This window comes from Cognaticolwellia mytili, assembly GCF_002104475.1.
Classification (GTDB): domain Bacteria; phylum Pseudomonadota; class Gammaproteobacteria; order Enterobacterales; family Alteromonadaceae; genus Cognaticolwellia; species Cognaticolwellia mytili.
The window spans coordinates 195,779-214,977 of sequence record NZ_NBOF01000004.1; the positions used below are offsets into that span (position 1 = coordinate 195,779).

16 protein-coding genes, 6 tRNA genes and 1 pseudogene are annotated in these 19,199 nt (G+C 38.5%); 13 read left to right on the plus strand and 10 right to left on the minus strand.

Translation table 11 applies throughout. The features are described 5' to 3' along the window. Positions 1-127 precede the first annotated feature (127 nt). The 5 genes from B7C41_RS14385 (at position 128) to B7C41_RS14405 (ending at position 1,014) form a co-directional block, all read left to right on the plus strand. Positions 128-203 (plus strand) — tRNA-Ala (locus B7C41_RS14385). Positions 204-325: 122 nt separating this feature from the next. Next, positions 326-401, plus strand: a tRNA-Glu gene (locus B7C41_RS14390). Between the two features lie 144 nt (positions 402-545). Then, positions 546-621, plus strand: a tRNA-Glu gene (locus B7C41_RS14395). Between the two features lie 147 nt (positions 622-768). Continuing rightward, positions 769-844, plus strand: a tRNA-Glu gene (locus tag B7C41_RS14400). Positions 845-938: 94 nt separating this feature from the next. Then, a tRNA-Glu gene (locus tag B7C41_RS14405) sits at positions 939-1,014 on the plus strand. Between the two features lie 504 nt (positions 1,015-1,518). Here the strand turns inward: B7C41_RS14405 and B7C41_RS14410 are convergent. Together B7C41_RS14410 and B7C41_RS14415 are read right to left on the minus strand one after the other, a co-directional pair. Beyond that, positions 1,519-3,093 carry a cation:proton antiporter family protein gene (locus B7C41_RS14410; protein ID WP_085299625.1) on the minus strand — a complete coding sequence of 525 codons (1,575 nt, stop codon included), beginning with the start codon at positions 3,091-3,093 and terminating at the stop codon, positions 1,519-1,521. Between the two features lie 6 nt (positions 3,094-3,099). After that, a complete protein-coding gene (locus B7C41_RS14415) occupies positions 3,100-3,768 on the minus strand; it encodes an arylesterase (protein ID WP_085299626.1) in 669 nt (222 codons plus the stop codon). Between B7C41_RS14415 and B7C41_RS14420 the strand changes: the two genes are divergently transcribed. From B7C41_RS14420 to B7C41_RS14435, 4 genes are all read left to right on the plus strand, one after another. Next, positions 3,767-4,537: an ABC transporter ATP-binding protein gene (locus B7C41_RS14420; RefSeq protein WP_085299627.1), complete on the plus strand. Its 771-nt coding sequence runs from the start codon at positions 3,767-3,769 to the stop codon at positions 4,535-4,537. The genes B7C41_RS14415 and B7C41_RS14420 overlap by 2 nt on opposite strands. Before the next feature lie 2 nt (positions 4,538-4,539). Continuing rightward, a complete protein-coding gene (locus B7C41_RS14425) occupies positions 4,540-7,137 on the plus strand; it encodes an ABC transporter permease (protein WP_235839729.1) in 2,598 nt (865 codons plus the stop codon). A gap of 108 nt (positions 7,138-7,245) precedes the next feature. Then, positions 7,246-8,277: an AI-2E family transporter gene (locus B7C41_RS14430; RefSeq protein WP_085299628.1), complete on the plus strand. Its 1,032-nt coding sequence runs from the start codon at positions 7,246-7,248 to the stop codon at positions 8,275-8,277. A gap of 198 nt (positions 8,278-8,475) precedes the next feature. Continuing rightward, positions 8,476-9,096 carry a hypothetical protein gene (locus B7C41_RS14435; RefSeq protein ID WP_143764406.1) on the plus strand — a complete coding sequence of 207 codons (621 nt, stop codon included), beginning with the start codon at positions 8,476-8,478 and terminating at the stop codon, positions 9,094-9,096. A 108-nt stretch (positions 9,097-9,204) separates the two neighbouring features. Here B7C41_RS14435 and B7C41_RS14440 read toward each other — a convergent pair whose 3' ends face one another. Then, positions 9,205-9,678 (minus strand): DUF2947 domain-containing protein, encoded by a 474-nt coding sequence (locus B7C41_RS14440; protein ID WP_085299630.1) that lies wholly within the window; start codon positions 9,676-9,678, stop codon positions 9,205-9,207. Between the two features lie 246 nt (positions 9,679-9,924). Here B7C41_RS14440 and B7C41_RS20190 point away from each other — a divergent pair, with 246 nt between their 5' ends. Next, on the plus strand, positions 9,925-10,368 hold the full coding sequence (locus tag B7C41_RS20190) for a hypothetical protein (protein ID WP_085299631.1): 444 nt from the start codon (positions 9,925-9,927) through the stop codon (positions 10,366-10,368). A 25-nt stretch (positions 10,369-10,393) separates the two neighbouring features. Here B7C41_RS20190 and B7C41_RS14450 read toward each other — a convergent pair. From B7C41_RS14450 to B7C41_RS14460, 3 genes and pseudogenes are all read right to left on the minus strand, one after another. Next, a pseudogene (locus B7C41_RS14450) lies at positions 10,394-11,648 on the minus strand (leucine-rich repeat-containing protein kinase family protein). Between the two features lie 211 nt (positions 11,649-11,859). Next, positions 11,860-11,936 (minus strand) — tRNA-Val (locus tag B7C41_RS14455). Between the two features lie 125 nt (positions 11,937-12,061). Further along, positions 12,062-13,396, minus strand: coding sequence for an MATE family efflux transporter (locus B7C41_RS14460; protein WP_235839730.1), 1,335 nt, complete (start codon positions 13,394-13,396; stop codon positions 12,062-12,064). Positions 13,397-13,501: 105 nt separating this feature from the next. Here B7C41_RS14460 and B7C41_RS14465 point away from each other — a divergent pair, with 105 nt between their 5' ends. After that, a complete protein-coding gene (locus B7C41_RS14465) occupies positions 13,502-14,131 on the plus strand; it encodes a riboflavin synthase subunit alpha (protein ID WP_085299633.1) in 630 nt (209 codons plus the stop codon). A gap of 131 nt (positions 14,132-14,262) precedes the next feature. Continuing rightward, on the plus strand, positions 14,263-14,823 hold the full coding sequence (locus tag B7C41_RS14470) for a DUF2799 domain-containing protein (protein ID WP_085299634.1): 561 nt from the start codon (positions 14,263-14,265) through the stop codon (positions 14,821-14,823). A gap of 46 nt (positions 14,824-14,869) precedes the next feature. Here B7C41_RS14470 and B7C41_RS14475 read toward each other — a convergent pair whose 3' ends face one another. From B7C41_RS14475 to fdxA, 3 genes are all read right to left on the minus strand, one after another. Then, the gene (locus B7C41_RS14475; RefSeq protein WP_085299635.1) at positions 14,870-15,076 is read right to left on the minus strand and encodes a CPXCG motif-containing cysteine-rich protein; all 207 of its coding nucleotides are present in this window, start codon (positions 15,074-15,076) and stop codon (positions 14,870-14,872) included. Between the two features lie 112 nt (positions 15,077-15,188). Then, positions 15,189-16,055: a fructosamine kinase family protein gene (locus B7C41_RS14480; protein ID WP_085299636.1), complete on the minus strand. Its 867-nt coding sequence runs from the start codon at positions 16,053-16,055 to the stop codon at positions 15,189-15,191. Between the two features lie 117 nt (positions 16,056-16,172). Beyond that, entirely contained in the window at positions 16,173-16,505 is a 333-nt protein-coding gene (gene fdxA, locus B7C41_RS14485) for a ferredoxin FdxA (protein WP_085299637.1), read from the minus strand. Positions 16,506-16,686: 181 nt separating this feature from the next. Here fdxA and B7C41_RS14490 point away from each other — a divergent pair, with 181 nt between their 5' ends. Then, positions 16,687-18,333 carry an NAD(P)/FAD-dependent oxidoreductase gene (locus B7C41_RS14490; protein ID WP_085299639.1) on the plus strand — a complete coding sequence of 549 codons (1,647 nt, stop codon included), beginning with the start codon at positions 16,687-16,689 and terminating at the stop codon, positions 18,331-18,333. Positions 18,334-18,461: 128 nt separating this feature from the next. Here B7C41_RS14490 and B7C41_RS14495 read toward each other — a convergent pair whose 3' ends face one another. After that, positions 18,462-19,166, minus strand: a complete 705-nt coding sequence (locus B7C41_RS14495) for an START domain-containing protein (protein ID WP_085299640.1) — start codon at positions 19,164-19,166, stop codon at positions 18,462-18,464. Between the last annotated feature and the right edge of the window lie 33 nt (positions 19,167-19,199).

Consider the following 19,199-nt stretch of genomic DNA (forward strand, 5'->3'; position numbering starts at 1 on the left):
AAGTGTTGACAGTATCATGGTCGCTGCTTAGAATGCGCCTCGCTTTCAAGGAGTAACTCAGTTACTTTCCTGGAGGAGAAATAGAATAGGTATTAGGCCACTTGTTTTATTTCGATGTGTTCTATGTGGGGCTATAGCTCAGCTGGGAGAGCGCTTCGCTGGCAGCGAAGAGGTCTGCGGTTCGATCCCGCATAGCTCCACCAATATTATTTAGTAGTGTTAGTAATAACGCTAAGATAGTTAAAAAGATAAACGTAGTTGGATGCACCTTATAGGTTGTCGGATTACATAAACAAGCCGTAAGGTTTTGTTTTATCGTTTTAGTGTCCCTATCGTCTAGAGGCCTAGGACACCGCCCTTTCACGGCGGTAACAGGGGTTCGAATCCCCTTAGGGATGCCACTTCTTCGGAAGACTTCTAAGGAAGTAAAAAAGAAAATGAGTTCGTGTTTTAGACACAAACAAGAAATATATATGTAAATCATAAGTTCACTAGGCTAGAGCTTTATACGGTTTTATTATACTAAGTGTTTCGAGTTTATATGTGTCCCTATCGTCTAGAGGCCTAGGACACCGCCCTTTCACGGCGGTAACAGGGGTTCGAATCCCCTTAGGGATGCCACTCATTTTTAGTTAGAAAAAAGTTAGATAAGTTAATGGTAAGTGTTTTTTGACACATGCTATGAAATATATAAAATTGCCATAAGTTCACTAGGCTAGAGCTTTTTACGGCAACGTTATAACTAAGTATTTCATTTGGTATTGATGTGTCCCTATCGTCTAGAGGCCTAGGACACCGCCCTTTCACGGCGGTAACAGGGGTTCGAATCCCCTTAGGGATGCCACCATTAACTTAGATTGATATTTACTTTTATAGTATTTAACAATCAGATACAAAACGTGAGGTAGTTAATTTAACTATTATCATTTTGTTTTAGTGTCCCTATCGTCTAGAGGCCTAGGACACCGCCCTTTCACGGCGGTAACAGGGGTTCGAATCCCCTTAGGGATGCCACTTTTTATTTTACTTTTAGTAGATAGTCAGTGCATAAAAGTGAAATGAAGAAACCGACTTATGTCGGTTTTTTTATGCCTAAAATTTGGTGGAATAAATTTACTCGCTGTTGAGCCTTATCCCATTAAGGTTACTCATTTAGCACCTAGTTAGGATCCTTTGATCTTTCAACTGTTATCGTTAGTAAGACCGTGTTTTGAGTCGCTTGCACTTCATAATTGAATCGTTGACCGCTTTCATGAAAACCCTCTACAGCGGTGCTGCTTTAAACCCAAACCGGTACTGATAAAAAATTCCGTTAACGATAAATCACCGTCACCATAAGATACTTGGAATGCAGTAAAGCTGTGCCTAAAGCGCTTACGCCATTAAAAGGGAAGGCTGCTCTGAAAAAACAATAGGGTAGGAGTGCGATGCTATTTGAGTAATGTACTTGCAATACTTGCGTGAGATTCTTGTCGGTTCACTATCACTTTAGTAAACCGACATAGTATTAATGGAGAGTTAAACGCGGCTGGTATTGATTAAGTTGATACTTTCCTCAGCAAAACCGACACCTGCTTCATTGTAGAAGTTAAACACTTTATCAACACCAAAGCTTTCTAATGCGATACGCTCATCGTCGTAACGGGCAATTGCGGCTATTTTACCTTGATAATGCGTACGCTTTATTTGTGAGGTGATATTCATGATATCTTGCACCGAGGGCAGTGCCAAAAGAATCAATTCTATTTTACTATGATCGATAGTTTCCCAAAAATCAGCATCTTCAGCGTCACCTAAGTAGGCTTGAACTTTATTTTCATTTAGCCATTTTATCTTGTTTTTATCGGTATCTAAGCCCCAGGTTTGATTTTCACTTTGCGCATTTAGGGCTTTATAAGCCCCCATACCAACGCGTCCCATACCAATAATGGCAATAGGAGCCTCACAAGGTTGGTCAAAGTTATCTTCACTTAAACGCTTTTTACTTTCAAAACGTTTAAATTTTTCTTTGTTATTGGCAAAGTAACTATGGGCAAAGTTATACAAGACATTGGTCATGATAAAAGACAATGAAACCGCTAATGATAGTATTACTAACCACTCAGGCGATAACCAACCTGACTTGCTACTAAGTGCAGCAATGATCAATCCAAACTCGCTGAAGTTACTTAATGCCAAAGCAGATAAAAATGCTGTTCTGCCGCGTAAATTGAGTTTTACTAAAATAAAGAAAAACAACAAAAATTTAATCGGTAGCAATAAGGTTAATATCGATGCTATGGCTAACATCTCGATTGTTGGCAGGGCGGTAAAACCGATTGAAAGGAAAAAACCTATCAAGAATAAATCTTTGAAGCTGAGTAACGACTTTGTTATTTCACTGGCTTTACTATGCGAAGCTAAATACATGCCAACAAGCAATGCACCTAAATCACCTTTTACTTTTACCAATTCAAATAGTTCATAGGCGCCAAAAGCCAAGAAAAAGCCCATTAGAGGAAGAAGTTCACCATGCCCAACTTTATCAATTGCTTTGTTGATATATGGCTTTAATGGAATGAAAAGCAGCAATAGTGCCGCCCAAGCACTTGGTACTTTGCCGGTGGCAACAACTAAAAATATCACCGCAATAATATCTTGCATCACTAAAATACCGATGGCTAGCTTGCCATGGCGTGTGCGCATTTCACCATGATCTTCCATCAGTTTAACCACACAAACCGTACTACTAAAACTTAATGCGAATACAATAAGTGCCGATGTAGCTAAACTTAAGCCGCTAACAAAAGGAATGGTAACCAACGCTATTGCTTTTAATATCACTAAACCGACTAATAACCAAAGCACGGTATGGCTTAAACTACCTAGCCAAACTTCAGGTTTTATTAAATCTTTTATATTTAACTTCAGGCCAATGGTAAATAGCATCAGCGTGATGCCAATATCAGCAAGTGTGGTGACCATGCTATCAGCTTGATAACCTAAAAAATGTAGGATAAATCCTGCGGCTAAGTAACCAATTGATGGCGGCAATGAAATAAGCTTAGTTAATAAACCACAAGCAAAGGCAAAACCAATCCAGATAAATTCCATTTGAAATTAAGGCTCCATTAGTTCGTTAAGTTGCTGCTCAACATAGTCAGCAATTATTGGCTGTGCTTGTGCATTTGGGTGAATACCGTCGGCTTGCATTAAGGCTTTATTGGTTGCTACAGCTTCCATAAAAAATGGTAATAAGGTGATGTTGCTTGCTTTGGCAACGTCTTCGAAAACTTGCTCAAACATTTTATTGTAACGAGGACCATAGTTTGGCGTGATTTTTATCTTAATCATTGAAACTTTTATGTTTTTATCTTGTGCTAGCTTGATCATTTGTAACAAATTATTTTTAATTAACTTAGGTGAATAACCGCGTAAACCGTCATTTCCGCCTAATTCAATTAGCAAATGGTCAACTTTTTCATTGGCTAAAATGCCTGCTAACCGAGATAAACCACCACTCGTCGTTTCACCACTAACACTGGCATTTATAATTGTGTAAGGTTGTTTCTGTTGTGCAAGTGTTCGGTTTAATAAATGAACCCAACCTTGAGTGGGTTTCATCCCATAACTTGCGCTGATACTATCACCTAATAATAAAATATTGGTCGTTGGGTTGATACCTATGTCGTTATCAGCCGTATTGGTCTGTTTATCCTGCACAGCTGCGTTAGTTGTCGAGATAAGTAATAAGCTAATAAATAATATAAAAAGTGGATAATTTTTCATGCATGTAAATTCCGAGAGTATTTTAAGCGTTAGTAGCTTAACTAAATCAGTTCAAGTTGAAGATAAAACTTTAACCTTACTTCAACCACTTAATTTAAGGGTTGCTGCAGGCGAGTCAATTGCAATTGTTGGATCTTCTGGTTCTGGTAAAACAACGTTATTATCAATTTTAGCAGGATTAGATCTGCCAAGCTCTGGCGAAGTGTATCTTAAAAACCAACCATTACACCAGTTTAATGAAGAGCAACGCAGCCAAGTTCGAGCGCAACATGTTGGTTTTATTTTTCAGCAATTTCTATTGATTAATAGTTTAACCGCGCTTGAAAACGTGATGCTACCCGCGGAATTAGCAAACTTACCCGATGCACAAGCAAGAGGTGAAGCACTACTTGAGCAAGTTGGCTTAGCCGATAGACTTGATCATTATCCATCACAACTTTCTGGTGGTGAGCAGCAACGTGTTGCCATTGCTCGCGCTTTTATTTCTAAACCGGATATTTTATTTGCTGATGAACCAACCGGTAATCTTGATAGTAAGACCGGACAGCATATTACTGATTTAATATTTGATTTGAATGCCAAAGAAGGCACTACCTTAGTGCTGGTGACGCATGATCCTAAGTTAGCTGCGCGTTGTCAGCGTCAAGTTGAAATGGATAGCGGCATATTAAATGAAAAGGCAAATGCTGTTGTAACCGAAAATGTTGATGTAGAAAGTGCATCTGCTAACGATGTGACTCCCGAAACCTCTACGTCACAAGTAGGTTAACCATGATTGCTGTTAATCAAAAAAAATCATCAATGTGGTTAGCTCAGTCATTACGTTTATTACATCATGAGCTTCGTCGTGGTGAGCTAACCATTATATTTCTTGCCATCGTTTTAGCGGTTGCAACGGTATTTTCATTAACGGGTTTTTCAGGGCAAATTAAACACGCCATTGTTGCCAATAGTACCAATACTATAGGTGCTGATAGAGTTTTACGATTATCCACTGAAGTTGATAAAAGCTTTATTGATAAAAGTCAGGCAATGTCGTTAAACCACGCCCGTAAAATTGAAACAGAATCGATGGCATTTGCCGGTGACAATATGTTGCTCAGCGAAATTGATGCGGTTTCTGAGACTTATCCACTGCGTGGTGAACTGCGCATTAAAACTGCTTTAACGCAAGAAAATAGCGTTGTAGTGAATGCGCCTAAAGTCGGCACGGTTTGGGTCGAACCAAGCGTGTTAAGTCGATTAGATGTCAATATCGGCGACATTATTGAAATTGGTGTTGCGCCGTTAACCATCGCGGGCATTGTTACTGATATTCCTGATCGCTCTTATCGCGCTTTTATTGCTGGTCCAACGGTGATCTTAAATATTGCCGATATGCCAAAAACAGAGTTGATACAGCCTGGTAGTCGCATGACCTATAAGTATCTTTTTGCTGGTGAAACTGATGACGTTGAAGCGTTTGAAGACTGGGTTAAGCCACAAATTAACGAAGCTCAACGTTGGTACGATGCAAAAGCGGCGCAAAATCGCTTATCAAGAATTTTAGACACAGCAGAAAAGTTTCTCTCTTTAGCGAGTATGTTGGGCATTGTTTTAGCTGCGGTTGCGGTTGCGGTTGCAAGTCGTCGTTATGGCCAACGTCATCAATCAACGGTATCTATTTTCAAAGCGATGGGGGCATCAATTTCTCATGTGAGAAAGTTATATTGCTTACATTGGACGTTATTGAGCTGTTTAAGTATTGCTACCGGCTTAGTGGTTGGTTATGGCTTGATGTTATTAGGTGTTAATGCAATTGCGAGTTACTTATCACTAGCAGATGCACCGTTAACCTTTACGCCATTTTTAACGGCAATTTTTACTGGCTTATTGTGTGCAGTCGCTTTTGCTATTCATCCCATTAGTGTTTTAGTTAATAGTTCACCACTAAGCGTTATTCGTGGCTTTAGCCAACAAAAAGTTGCGCGTTTTGGTTGGCATCAAGTGCCACCATTATTAGCACTGTTCATTTTACTATTCCTATTCAGCCAAGATGCGGTAATGAGTGCTGCTTTGTTATTTGGTGGCATAGTCGTTTCTTTTATGCTGTTGCTATTCGGTCGAGGCTTAATGAGTGCGGGTCGCAGCGTTGGCACTAAAGCGGGTAAGTCATGGCATTTGGCATTAGCTAACTTAAAACGTCGCGCCAGTGAAAACAGTGTGCAGCTGGTTAGTTTCACTATCGCGATTAAGTTATTGTTGTTAATTACCGTGATGAAAAGTTCGATTTTATCGGAATGGGAACAGCAATTTCCTGAAGACACGCCGAACCATTATTTAATCAATATTAGCGAACATGAAATTCAGCCGTTACAACAATTTGTTGATGAAAACAATGTTGCTAACCAAGGCTTTTACAAGGTGTATCGTGGCCGTTTAGCGGCAATTAACGGCGAAAAAACTATTCGAGAAGAAGATGACTCGGAGCAAGAGCAAGAACAGAACGCAGAATCTGCCAGCACTGAAAAAAATTCTGAAAAAAGCACCGAAGAAAAAGCTGAGCAATCAACAGGAAGACGTGGTGCAGGGCGAGAGTTAGGGTTAACTTGGCGTGATGAACTTTCACCTGGCAATGAAGTGATAGAAGGCCAGTGGTGGCAGCTTGATGATACCAAGCCACAAGTTTCTATCGAAAGTTCAATGGCAGAGCGTTTAGAAATAGCACTTGGCGATAGCTTAACATTCACACTTGGCTCTGATGAATTTACTGTGCCGGTGACGAGCATTCGAAAAGTGAACTGGCAAAGCCGACAGCTTAACTTCATTATGGTGTTTAACCGTAGTGTGCTTGAACAGTATCCAACAACCGCTATTTCAGCATGGTCTGTTTCTGATCAAGATCGCGATATGGTTTATCGATTCATGGCTAATTACCCAACGGTAACCTTAATGGACTTTGCCGCCATTATGGCGCAGCTTAATAATATTATTGAGCAAGTGTCAGTGGCTATTCAGCTTATTCTTATTTTAGTGGTGCTTGCAGGCAGCTTAGTGCTGATTGCTCAAGTGCAAGCGAGTATGGAAGAACGAGAACGTGAACTTGCTATTTTAAGAACTTTGGGCGCTCGTGGGAAGTTGTTACGTAACAGTGTGTTATATGAATTTGTTGCGCTAGGTGCCATAGCAGGCTTAATGGCTAGTATCGGTATGGAGATTGCGGTTTACATTTTACAAAGTCAAGTATTCGAAATGGCTGGCAGTTTTCACTTTCAATATTGGTTAGTCGGTATCGGCGCAGGCGCATTATTTGTTGGCTTAATTGGTATGTTAAGTTGTTGGCGATTACTTAACTTATCAAGTGTAACCTTGATCCGCAGAACCATGTAATTTCATTTCAATCAAGACTATAAGCGTTTAATACTAGCTACTCAGCTATGAAATCGCTTATAGTTTTAATCACTTATATTTAATTTAATAATACTCAGGGTTTAGAAAATGGGTTTACAAGGGAAGTCAGACGGTGCGGTGAAGTTCTTATTAGTCACCGCGGCATTATTTGTTGTTTTAGCGGGTATAAAAACTGCGGCAACATTATTAGTACCATTTTTATTGTCGGCATTTATCGCCATTATTTGCAACCCGTTAGTAGTCAAAGCGGCACGTTACAAAATACCTAAACCGATTGCTGTCATCTTCATTATTGGTATTTTTGTGTCGATTGCACTATCACTGGCAGGCTTAATTGGTAATTCATTAAATGAACTGTCTCAGCAATTACCGGTCTATCGTGCACAATTACAAGAGCAGTTTGTATGGCTAACTCAACAGCTTGATACTTATAATATTAAGGTTTCATCAGCATTGTTGATTGAATATTTTGATCCTGCTGCCGCTATGGGTTTAGCTACTGATATGCTTAGTGGTTTAGGTGGAGTGATGGCGAACTTATTTTTGATTATTATCACGGTAATTTTCATGCTATTTGAAGCCTCATCAGTGCCGCATAAATTGCACTTGGCACTTGATGATCCTACTGCTCGAATGAAACAAATTGATCAATTTTTAGAATCAGTAAATAATTATTTAGCGATTAAAACCTTGGTTAGTATTGCTACCGGTATTTGCGTTTCATTAATGTTGTGGGCTTTTGGCTTAGATTTTTTCTTGTTGTGGGGCGTGTTAGCCTTTTTGCTGAATTACATTCCTAATATCGGTTCAATTATCGCTGCTGTGCCAGCAATGTCGTTAGCGGTATTACAGCTTGGACCTGCTGCTGCGGGGTTTATTGGTTTAGGTTATTTAACCATAAATACCGTTATGGGCAATGTGGTTGAACCGCGATATTTAGGGCGCGGTTTAGGGCTTTCAACGTTAGTAGTATTTATTTCATTAATCTTTTGGGGGTGGTTACTAGGCACCGTAGGAATGTTGCTATCGGTACCATTGACCATGATCATTAAAATAGCATTAGAAAGCTCTTCAGAAGGGCGCTGGTTTGCGGTGCTGTTGTCGAGCGAAGAAGGCTAATTTACGCCAACAAAAAACATGATAAAAGGTAGCGTTTGCTACCTTTTTATTTATCTCAGCTCCAAACATATCAGATACGCTTCTTACACTTTTTAACATTACGCCTTTGTTAACTAACAGTTTCCTTACTGAATTGAACACTCGTTTTCGCTTATTATTATCTTATTGATATAAAGCTAGACAAGTTCAAGGAAGCCGATGTTAATACTAAAAAAATTCCATAGCACAATGATAGTTCCCGTGATCAAATTTATCGTTACACCTTTACTGATGATGATATTTTTAGTTGTCTTTAGTGCTAATGCCTATCAAAGCCCTAAGTTCGGACTTTTCATTAAAAATGAAGTTAATGACAATGATTACATTTCGGGCATTGGCGCTGAGATGTGGCTTACCAATCGTGATTCGAACTTTGGTGTTTCAGTGCTCACTTCAATTGGTAAAGCTGAAGTAACAGACCAAGATAACATTCAGCACGACTATTTTGCTTGGGAAGCGGGATTAAAGCTAGGCTATTTTTCCAATGTCTTCGCTTATGCAGAAGTTGGTTTTGATCTCGGTGAATTAGCCTTTCAAGACAGAAATGAAGATGACGGTTACCACGTTTATTATGGAGATGAAGACAATGACTTTGTTAGCGTTAACAGAAAACGTTACGACGATTCAAATAATATTGATGGTTATGTCGGTGTTGGTACCGGCTTTAAGTTTGATCATTTACAAATTGAAGGCTTTGTTCGATTAAGGCAAGTTGACGGCGAGTATTGGAAGGCAAATAACCAAGTATTTAGCGGGGCGAAGCTGTCAGTTGTTTTTTAATGGTGAATTTTTCTAATGGTAAACTTTTATAGCGGTAAAACAAGCTAACTTATAGCAATAAATTGAGAGAGAAAAATTTACCAATTTATTGCTATAAAATTTTATTTATTACGCTTTGTAGCCAATTTTAAAATAACCCGTCGAAAGAAATTGTGTTGCTTCTTTACGCTTTTTAGCAATCAAAATAGCGCCATCATCCATAAACAAAAAGTTTTTCCAGCAGCGCTTAAATATAGCCCACGTGGTTTCAATGACATTATCACGTGCAGTACAATAATAAACTACTGTGTTATTGTCCCATTTCAGGTGCTCTAGAATTAGCTCTGGTAAAGCTTCTGTCTCGCTATCCCAAATAGTTTCCCACTTTCCGTTGTCAGTCCATGAACTGCTATTTTCAGGCCAATCACCTTTTTTAAAAAAATCAGGATGATCAACTTGTTTGCTAATATTGGCATCCCAGAGCATTTTTGCTCGGCTTGTCACCATAGGTTTTATTTTTGCTTTATCATTATCGCTAATAGGTAAGCTCTTATGCTTGAAGATCCAAGCGTTTTTTAATTCATCAACAGATATGTAATTCATAATGAGTATCGTAGTGACTTTAATGGCAATATAACAATAGTGCACATTATCTCATTAATTTATCGTAAATTGCAGCTTATGAAGCAAATAAAAGCACTCTAAGTAGCCGTTTAAGGTATTTATAAGGTTAGGCGCTAATTAGCGCCATAAATAAAGTGTTAATAGCTAGTCATTACTAAAGTATTTTTTTTATGTGCCGATAAGGCGATGAAAGACAAGCATAGGAAATGATGAGGAAAGTAAAAAATGGAATTACATGCCAATAAAATGCAACTAAGCATTCGTCAATCACAGCAAGAAATAGCCATAGCATCAAAACAAACCATTACCAATGTTGAAAGCTCTGAGGCTAAAGCTACCGGCAGTTTAGCTGAAGATAAGGTAACGATTTCTAGTGAAGGCCATGAAAAGAATGCTAACGATAAAAACCAAGCGGCATTTCGTAAAATGATGGGCCACGAAGAAGTAGAAAATACTAAAAAAAGTGATGGTAAAGCAGATATAGATGAAAAAATTGCTGAATTGAAAGAAAAAATTGACAAGTTGATGGAAGAGCTTAGCCAACTTCGTGGTAATTCAGATGAAGAATCAGAGCAAAAAATCAAAGTATTAGAAATGGAATTAGCCTCTCTAAATGCTCAAATGCTACAATTAGTGGAGCAAAAGTTGGAATCGAGCAAAAAGAAATAATAATTAAGCGCTATATGAAATCACTTCATCGGTTGTTATTTTGTGCTGCTTTTTTCTCTAACATTGTTAACTCACTACTGTGTCTGTCTTGTTGCTGGCAAATACTGAATAAATCATCGATAAAATAGTTAAAAGTACCGCGTTCAATTTTTTGTACTGAGCTTTGCTGCTTTTCAGTTAGCATGTGATACATCGTCGCTGCGTCAAAGTCGCCAACTATAATATTAGCGCTTTCATCAAATAGGGTGTTATGTGCGTATAAATCACCATGGCACACCTGATTTAAATGCAAGTGCTGAAAAATATCTCCCATTTGCGTCACTATCTTGGTTATTTCTTTCATAGTTAAGCTAAGCCCTTCGAAGAAGGTATCTCGAGAGCAGGTTTGAAAGCAAGGGGCTGCCCTAAATTGGTATAATTTTCAGGTATCAGTTCCATGATTAAAACTAAATAGCCACTTTCATTGACTTGTGCCAACGAGCGAACAAGGTTGTTATGATTGCCGGCTTTTAAATAAGCTTGTAGGTCATCTTCAGGATAGCCGTCACTGGTCACCGTACCTTTAAAAACTTTTACGGCAATTTCTTCAGGGAAAGCGGTTTGCTTATTAGCCCAAGTGGCTCGCGAAATAACACCAGATGCGCCTTGTCTAAGTACATTACGCAAAGTGTAACTTGACGCTGGTAATGAAGAAACCGAATCAATATTTACTATCGACTGGCTAAACGGGTTGCCAGAGAAAGCAAACCAAGCAAGCTTAGGTAAATTAAGTAGTTGTACTGGGCATTTACTTAGTTTATTAGCTGAAATTCGCATTAACTCTAGATTAGTCAATTTTGACATGGTCAAGGGCAATGTGGTTAACTTATTCCCTGCTAAGGCTAGTTTTTGTAGCTTTAGCCGTTCGCCTAATGTATCTGGTAAAGTATCAATCAAGTCATCGGTTAGTATTAACCAGCGTAATTTTTGGGGGGAATGAATTTTCTGATACATGGCTAATTTTATTTGATTTGAAGCCAATCATTTCCAAATTTTTACAATCGCCCAATACCTCAGGTAATGTTTCAAACGGGTTATTTGAGGCAAAAAATGTTTTAAAGTTTTTTTAGCTGTGCCAACTCTTTTGGTAGGGATGTTAATTGATTGTTAGATAAGTCGAGAATTTCTAAGCTACCGACTAATATGAGAGCCTCTAACTGAAACGAGGCTAAATTTTCAGATAGTGATAAACGCTGAGCGCCAATTAAATCACCGGACTTTAACTGAGAAATAGTGGGCATAATAGGTAGGCGGCGACGATAGAGATGCCAGTAAACTCACTTTGCAAGGAATAAGTCGCAAAACATAGTGTCTGGTACTAGTTTAAAGCGATGGCGTTTTATGATCTTTTACTAAATTAAGCGTGTTAGAAGTTTTAAGACATAAAAAAACCGAAAAGCTTATTAATAAAAACTTTTCGGTTACTTATCGATTCACAATGGAATCTGAATATGGTGCTCGCTACTGGACTCGAACCAGTGACACCTTGCATGTCATGCAAGTACTCTAACCAACTGAGCTAAGCGAGCTTATTGAGTTTTATCTCAACGGGCGCTATGTTAGCGATCTGTTTTATTATGTGCAAGTAGTTTTATGTAAAATAGAATCTGTTTGCTGTTTAATTCGGCAGACTGGCTTATATCTACGCATATTACTATGCAAGTGCTGCTTGCTCATCATCAAAGCGCTTTTGAATCACTTTTAAGCGCCATGCTAATAAAATAGCAGCCACTGTTAGGCCAGATATAAAACCAATCCAAAATCCGTAAGGACCTGTTGCAGGTACTATCCAATCAGTTAGCCCCAATACTAAACCAAATGACAAGCCAACAACCCAGTATGAAAAGAACGTGATATACAGAATCGATTTAGTGTCTTTATAGCCGCGCAGTGCGCCGGCAGAAATAACTTGTATGGCATCGGAAAACTGAAATAAGGCGGCTAAAAACATAAGACTTGCGGCTAACTCTAAAACTTCAGTTTCTATGGTATAAATTTCGGCAATTTGATGACTAAACAGCAAGGTTATTGCTGCAGTCACGATTGCAATGACAAGCCCTAATATCACCGAATAGCGACAAAGTTCTTTCGCTTTTTCTAAATTTTTATTACCTACTTCAAAACCGACTTTGATAGTAACAGCCATCGCCAAACTTAATGGCACCATAAAGACTAAACCAGAGAAGTTAATGGCTATTTGATGACTAGCGACAACATTGGCCCCAAATGGTACTAATAAAATGGCGACAGCAGCAAATAAGCTCACTTCGAAGAGTAATGAAAAGGCGATTGGAACACCTAAGGCTAAAATGGTTTTCATTTCATTCCATTCTGGCCAGTAAAACTTCTTAAATAATGGAGCATGCTTTAAGTGTTTTGAAAAATAAGCGTAAGCGAACATACCAGCAAACATTACCCAATAAACGATTGCAGTTGCAATACCACAACCGGCACCGCCAAGTGCAGGCATACCAAATTTTCCATAAATAAATATATAGTTGGCCGGAATGTTAATAAGCAAACCTAATATACTTATTATCATGGTTGGACGTGTATGAGATAAGCCTTCAGAATAATTACGTAGCACTAAATATAAGCAGTAACCCGGCCCGCCCCAAACAATGTAGCCCAAATAATCAAACATTAATCGTTTTAATTCCGGCTCTAATGAAAGGGAGTCAATCAGCATAGGAGTAGCAATATAATAAAGTATTATGATTATTACTGAGAAAAACACAGCTATCCATGCTGTTTGATATGTGGCTTTAGCGACATCATCAAAACTTTTAGCGCCCGAAAGCTGTGAAATAATGCTGGCTAATGCCATTACTAAACCAGAAATGGTCAGGATTAATGGCAGCCACACGCTACTGGCAACGGCAACCGCGGCCATGTCGGTGGCACTAACGCGACCCGCCATAACGGTATCTGCAAAACCCATTAAATTTTGGATCAATTGGGCGATTAAAATTGGATACGCCAACTTCATTAGATTTTTGCTATTGGAAAAAAATCGATTAATGCTCATTTAGGTAATTATTTCGCTGAACGTTATTGTTAGAATGAAAAAAATATTTATTTATCTGGATGATATATGTTTACAGGTATTGTGCAATCACAAGCTGAAGTAATTTCAATAATTACTAAAAATAATGCGATAAGCTTAAAAATTGCTGTTGAGCATCAATATGTGCAGAATCTTGAAACGGGAGCAAGTATCGCAATAAACGGCGTGTGTTTAACGGCTGTTGAGTTTGGTGTATTAGATGCGGAGAACAGTTTTATTGTTTTTGATGTTATCGATGAAACCTTACGAGTATCTAATCTTGCTGATATTGAAGTAGGTTCAAAGGTTAATATTGAGCGCTCGTTAAAAGTGGGCGATGAAATTGGTGGTCATATGCTAAGTGGCCATGTTCATACTCAAGCGAGTGTGAATAAGCGTATTGAAAGCTCTGATAATTGCACTTTGAGCTTTGGACTAGCAGTTGAATATCAAAAGTATATCTTTGCTAAAGGCTTTATCAGTATTAACGGCATTAGTTTAACGCTTGGCACTGAAGTTGGAGAGCACTTTTCTGTGCACTTAATACCTGAAACCTTAGCTCGAACAAATTTACAAAATGTGGTTGTCGGTGACAAAGTTAATATTGAGTTTGATCAACAGACCATGACAATTGTAGAAACCATTGAGCGCATGAAGCTTAACCTTTCATCTTTGTAAAGAGCATTTTGATAACACCGATGTTGTTTAAAATAGAGCTGTTCAAAGTAATACCAAAAAATAATTGTTAGTATTAAGGTAAATTAATTATTGCCATTTTGTTTTACTGAATCTTAAAATAAGGAAAACCAATGAAAATCAGCATAATAAAACGCATGCAACTGATGTTTTTAGTGGTTGTAGCTATCGTAATATCTGGTTGTGCAACGCTAGACCAAGGGCAATGCGTTACCGCTAATTGGTATGACATGGGTTATCAAGATGGTAGTTCAGGGAAGCCAAAAAACGGTATTGCAGACTATGCTAACGATTGTGCAGAATATGGCGTAAAAGTAGATGCAACGGCTTATCGCGATGGTTGGAGTAAAGGTATTCCACAATATTGTACGGCGAATAATGGCTACCGTGTGGGCTCTTACGGTAATTATTACGAAAATTCATGTATGGGAAGTTTAAAGGATGCTTTTTATAGTGCATATCTTCTTGGTAGTGCGGTTTTTGATGCACAATCTCGTGTGAACAGGTTACAAGAAGAAATTGATGAACTTGGAGATAAAGCTGCTAAAAATGATATATCTGATGAACGAAGAACTCAGCTTCGCAGAGACCGAAAGAAACGTAAAGAAGATTTACAAGATGCACGTTTCGATTTGTTGGCTGCAAGCCTTAGGGCGAATGAAAATGGTTTTTAAACTCACTTAATGGCTCGCAGGTGGTGTTAAATGAACAAATATTTATTTAAAATATTTGTTCATCATCACTATTTACCGTGAGTTGAATCTTTTGACGATATTCATCAACATGTAAATTTAAGTGCATTTCTCTGCAACAAGCAGGGCATTCATCATAATAATCCTGGTCACCTTCACTGGCATCTAATGCAATACGAATATTATGGCCACAATTGGGGCATTTGATAGGTTGTTCTTTGATTTCACTAGACATAATTTTTCCTCGATTTATCAAGAAAAGCTCTATTTCTAGTATGGTCAATTTTAGCTAAAGTGCGAACTTTTCAGTTTTACGTAAAATTTATTTTTGCTGTGGTGTAAGTGACCTAATGCAACGCCAAAATACGAGTTAAATTGGCTTTGCACTGTTCAATATAAATACCGCCAAATAAATTGGCATGATTAAGAATATGATAAAAGTTATAGACCAACTTACGCTTATCGTAATCATTATCTAATGGATATGTGTCTTGGTAACCTTGATAAAATTCATCAGGAAGTTGGCCAAATAATTCGGTCATCGCAATGTCTACTTCTCGGTCACCATAATAGCTTGCGGGGTCAAAAATAAAGACACCATCATCGCTAAAGCCTAAGTTTCCTTGCCAAAGGTCGCCGTGAACTAAGCACGGAGTCACTTGGTGATGTTGCAATATGTCATGGCAAGCATCAACGATATGCTTGATATCGCCAAGGTTAATCGACTTTTCTGCCAGTAATTGTAATTGCCAACCAATGCGCTGCTCTGCAAAAAATGTTCGCCAGTTACTTTGCCAGTCATTAGGCTGAAGTGTTGTACCAATGTAATTATCGTGCTGCCAACCAAACTGACCATGAGGTGATGATTTGTGCATCTGTGCTAATTGTTCGCCAAAATTGAACCATTCTCTCGCAGAAGCCGTTTTAAAGGGCAGGTATTCCAGCACTAAGTAGCTTTTATCTAATGTTGTGCCGGTAGCAATAACATTTGGGCATGACATTGCATTAAGTTGCTTAATTTGCGCAAGAGAATAGGCTTCAGATTCAAATTGCTGTAGTCGAGATTTATCGTTGAGTTTTATGAAGTAGTTATGCTGATAATCACTTAACCAATAGCATAAGTTAATATCACCACCGGTAACGGCTTGTTTGTGTTTAATGCTGAATTGCTGACCTATTACTTGCGTAATGTTTTGTTCAATGGCTCGCCACATTTTTTTCACCAAGTCAGAATAGACTATTAGCCATTATAGCTGAAGATGAAAAATAACGGTAAATTGGTAGCTTCTGAATGTGAGAAAAATCAGGGGAACAATGAGCAGGTAATGTATTTATTCAAACTCAGTGATTAAGTTTACTATTTTATTCGGCACGCCATCCCATTGTTCGGCATCATCAGGCGCGGGGATCACGTCAGTGATAACAGGCCAGTTTTTTGCTAATTCGGCGTTTAATTCAATAAAGTCTTTCTGATCGTCGGGCACATTACTCTCTTCATAAATAGCCTCCGCAGGACATTCAACAGGGCATAAATCACAATCGATACATGAATCAGGATTAATGACCAGGAAATTTGGTCCTTGATGAAAAGCGTCAGCAGGGCAAACCGCAACACAATCGGTGTATTTACATTGAATACAATTATCAGTAACTACAAAAGCCATTTTTTCTGCTCATTTTAGCTACTCAACTTATTAAAGTGACTAGCATACTTACATTGAAGTGCGGATCATACCTAGCTTATGAACAAATTCAATTGTTGTTTTCTGTTTGTATTTGGTATCGCTAGCACTATCAGGTAAAATGGCGCCAATTTTTACCCTTGTCTCGTTTTGGATACATATTATGTTGCGTTTAACTAACGTCAAATTACCGCTTAATCATCAGCCTGAAGAGTTAGAGCAAATCATTCTAGCTCTCTTACATATTAAAGCTGAGCAGTTAACGAGCTTTTCAGTTTTTAAACGCGGTTATGATGCGCGTAAGAAGAGTAATATCATTTTAATGTACACCTTAGATGTTGATACTACGGTAAATGAACAATTATTACTTCAACACGCTAAAAATCAAAATATTAAAATAAGCCCTGATACGAGCTATAAATTTGTTGGTCAAGCGCCTGAGAATTTTACCGAGCGTCCTGTTGTTATTGGTATGGGGCCTTGTGGTTTATTTGCTGGGTTACTTTTAGCGCAAATGGGCTTTAAGCCTATTATTTTAGAACGTGGTAAAGAAGTTCGAGAGCGTACCAAAGATACCTTTGGCTTTTGGCGTAAGAAAATTCTCAATACTGAATCTAACGTACAGTTTGGTGAAGGTGGTGCAGGCACGTTTTCTGACGGTAAACTCTACAGTCAAGTAAAAGACCCTAAGCATTATAGCCGTAAAGTGCTGCATGAATTTGTTGATGCCGGTGCTCCCGATGAAATTTTATATGTCAGTAAGCCTCATATTGGTACTTTTAAGTTAGTGACTATGGTTGAACAAATGCGTGCTGAAATAAATCGTCTAGGTGGTGAAGTACGTTTTGAGCAACGAGTCGAGGATATTCATTTTGAAAATGAAGAGGGCGATCCCGACAATATGCAAGTTACTGGTTTGACGTTAGCATCAGGTGAAGTGCTAAAGACTAAGCATATTGCTTTAGCTATTGGCCATAGTGCTCGTGATACCTTTGAAATGTTGTATAAGAAAGGTGTCTTCATAAAAGCAAAGCCGTTTTCAGTTGGCTTTAGGATTGAGCATGAGCAATCGGTAATTGATGACGCTCGTTTTGGTAAAAATGCTGGTAACCCTATCTTAGGTGCCGCGGATTATAAGCTAGTTCATCATTGTACTAATGGCCGTTCCGTTTATAGTTTTTGTATGTGCCCTGGTGGTACGGTAGTTGCCGCAGCTTCAGAAGAAGGGCGTTTAGTAACAAATGGTATGAGCCAATACTCTCGTCATGAACGCAATGCTAACAGTGCTATTGTGGTGGGTATATCGCCGGAAGATTATGATGAAAATGGCAGTAAAGATAACGTGCTTGCGGGTATTGAATTTCAGCGTCGATTAGAAGAAACTGCTTTTAAACTTGGTGGTGAAAACTATGATGCTCCAGTGCAATTGGTTGGTGATTTTCTAGCAGGACGTAAAAGTGGGGAGCACGGAGCGGTAACGCCATCTTACAAGCCGGGTGTGAAGTACTGTGATTTAAGTGAAACGCTACCAAAGTATGCTATTGAGGCAATTCGTGAAGCATTACCGGCATTTGAGCGGAAAATTAAAGGCTTCTCAATGGCTGATGCAACATTAACTGCCGTTGAGACTCGTACCTCTTCACCCATTAACATCACGCGTGACAAAGAAAGTTTAGAAAGTGTTAACACTAAAGGTTTGTATCCTGCTGGTGAAGGTGCAGGTTATGCTGGTGGTATTTTATCGGCAGGCATTGACGGTATTAAAGTAGCTGAGGCAATGGCGCTTTCAATGCTAAAAAGCCAACAATAAATCAGCAACAAGTTATTTTTGGTGAATAACTAAAAAGTAACAGCTTAAATTCGAGCCTTTTAACGTATGTTAAAAGGCTTTGTCTTTTCTAAGAGTTAATAATTCTTTTGCATAAACTTCTCGCGGTATTAATGCCGTTCTTTAATACCAGGTTTATGTACTTGTTGCCACTTACTATTGGGTAATTGTTCTCTGAGGTTATTGAGTGTGGTCCAAATGCCATTAAGCGTCATTGGTTTAGTCAGCCATTGAGGAATATTCCCGCATGGGTCTACGACAAATTGATATGTAACTTCTATTTGCCCGAGCGCCGTGGGAATAATTTTCCAGTGAGCACTGTGTACTTGCATACGAACAAAGCCTTTATTTTTCTCAATACTCGTACCTGCATCATCAACGGCAATTTCAACTGACAAGTCATTATTTTGCCAATAACGAGAATGCACTACCATTTCACGTGCGGACACCGGCCATAAACCATTAAAGTGGGTGATAAAAATGTTTTCATTAATCGTTATTTGCTCAATGATGCTTGCTGACTCAGCATTATCTAGCCACAAAGGCATTTGTTTAAGGTCTTCAATAAAGTAAATGAAACCTGAGAGACTTGAGGTAAGTTTCGCGTATGCTTTAATTTCAATTAAATTTTTATATTGGCTGGAACGATAAACAACACTCAACTTATCACTCTCTTTCCAATTTTTCCAAGAAGTTGAATCATTTGCTTGAGCGTTACTTGCGGATAAGATCCCATAGGTTAACATTACATAACTGAAGGTTTTTAATTTGTCAGTTAAGCTTGCGATAATAAGCTTACAATAAATACTGTTCAAACATCTATTCCTAGACAAATTAATGTCATTTAG

Bases quoted from the DNA above. Each gene is read 5' to 3' on its own strand.
- B7C41_RS14410 (WP_085299625.1), bottom strand. From the start codon at position 3,093: ATGGAATTTATCTGGATTGGTTTTGCCTTTGCTTGTGGTTTATTAACT.
- B7C41_RS14420 (WP_085299627.1), top strand. From the start codon at position 3,767: ATGCATGTAAATTCCGAGAGTATTTTAAGCGTTAGTAGCTTAACTAAA.
- B7C41_RS14415 (WP_085299626.1), bottom strand. From the start codon at position 3,768: ATGAAAAATTATCCACTTTTTATATTATTTATTAGCTTATTACTTATC.
- B7C41_RS14425 (WP_235839729.1), top strand. From the start codon at position 4,540: ATGATTGCTGTTAATCAAAAAAAATCATCAATGTGGTTAGCTCAGTCA.
- B7C41_RS14430 (WP_085299628.1), top strand. From the start codon at position 7,246: ATGGGTTTACAAGGGAAGTCAGACGGTGCGGTGAAGTTCTTATTAGTC.
- B7C41_RS14435 (WP_143764406.1), top strand. From the start codon at position 8,476: ATGTTAATACTAAAAAAATTCCATAGCACAATGATAGTTCCCGTGATC.
- B7C41_RS14440 (WP_085299630.1), bottom strand. From the start codon at position 9,678: ATGAATTACATATCTGTTGATGAATTAAAAAACGCTTGGATCTTCAAG.
- B7C41_RS20190 (WP_085299631.1), top strand. From the start codon at position 9,925: ATGGAATTACATGCCAATAAAATGCAACTAAGCATTCGTCAATCACAG.
- B7C41_RS14460 (WP_235839730.1), bottom strand. From the start codon at position 13,396: ATGAAGTTGGCGTATCCAATTTTAATCGCCCAATTGATCCAAAATTTA.
- B7C41_RS14465 (WP_085299633.1), top strand. From the start codon at position 13,502: ATGTTTACAGGTATTGTGCAATCACAAGCTGAAGTAATTTCAATAATT.
- B7C41_RS14470 (WP_085299634.1), top strand. From the start codon at position 14,263: ATGAAAATCAGCATAATAAAACGCATGCAACTGATGTTTTTAGTGGTT.
- B7C41_RS14475 (WP_085299635.1), bottom strand. From the start codon at position 15,076: ATGTCTAGTGAAATCAAAGAACAACCTATCAAATGCCCCAATTGTGGC.
- B7C41_RS14480 (WP_085299636.1), bottom strand. From the start codon at position 16,055: ATGTGGCGAGCCATTGAACAAAACATTACGCAAGTAATAGGTCAGCAA.
- fdxA (WP_085299637.1), bottom strand. From the start codon at position 16,505: ATGGCTTTTGTAGTTACTGATAATTGTATTCAATGTAAATACACCGAT.
- B7C41_RS14490 (WP_085299639.1), top strand. From the start codon at position 16,687: ATGTTGCGTTTAACTAACGTCAAATTACCGCTTAATCATCAGCCTGAA.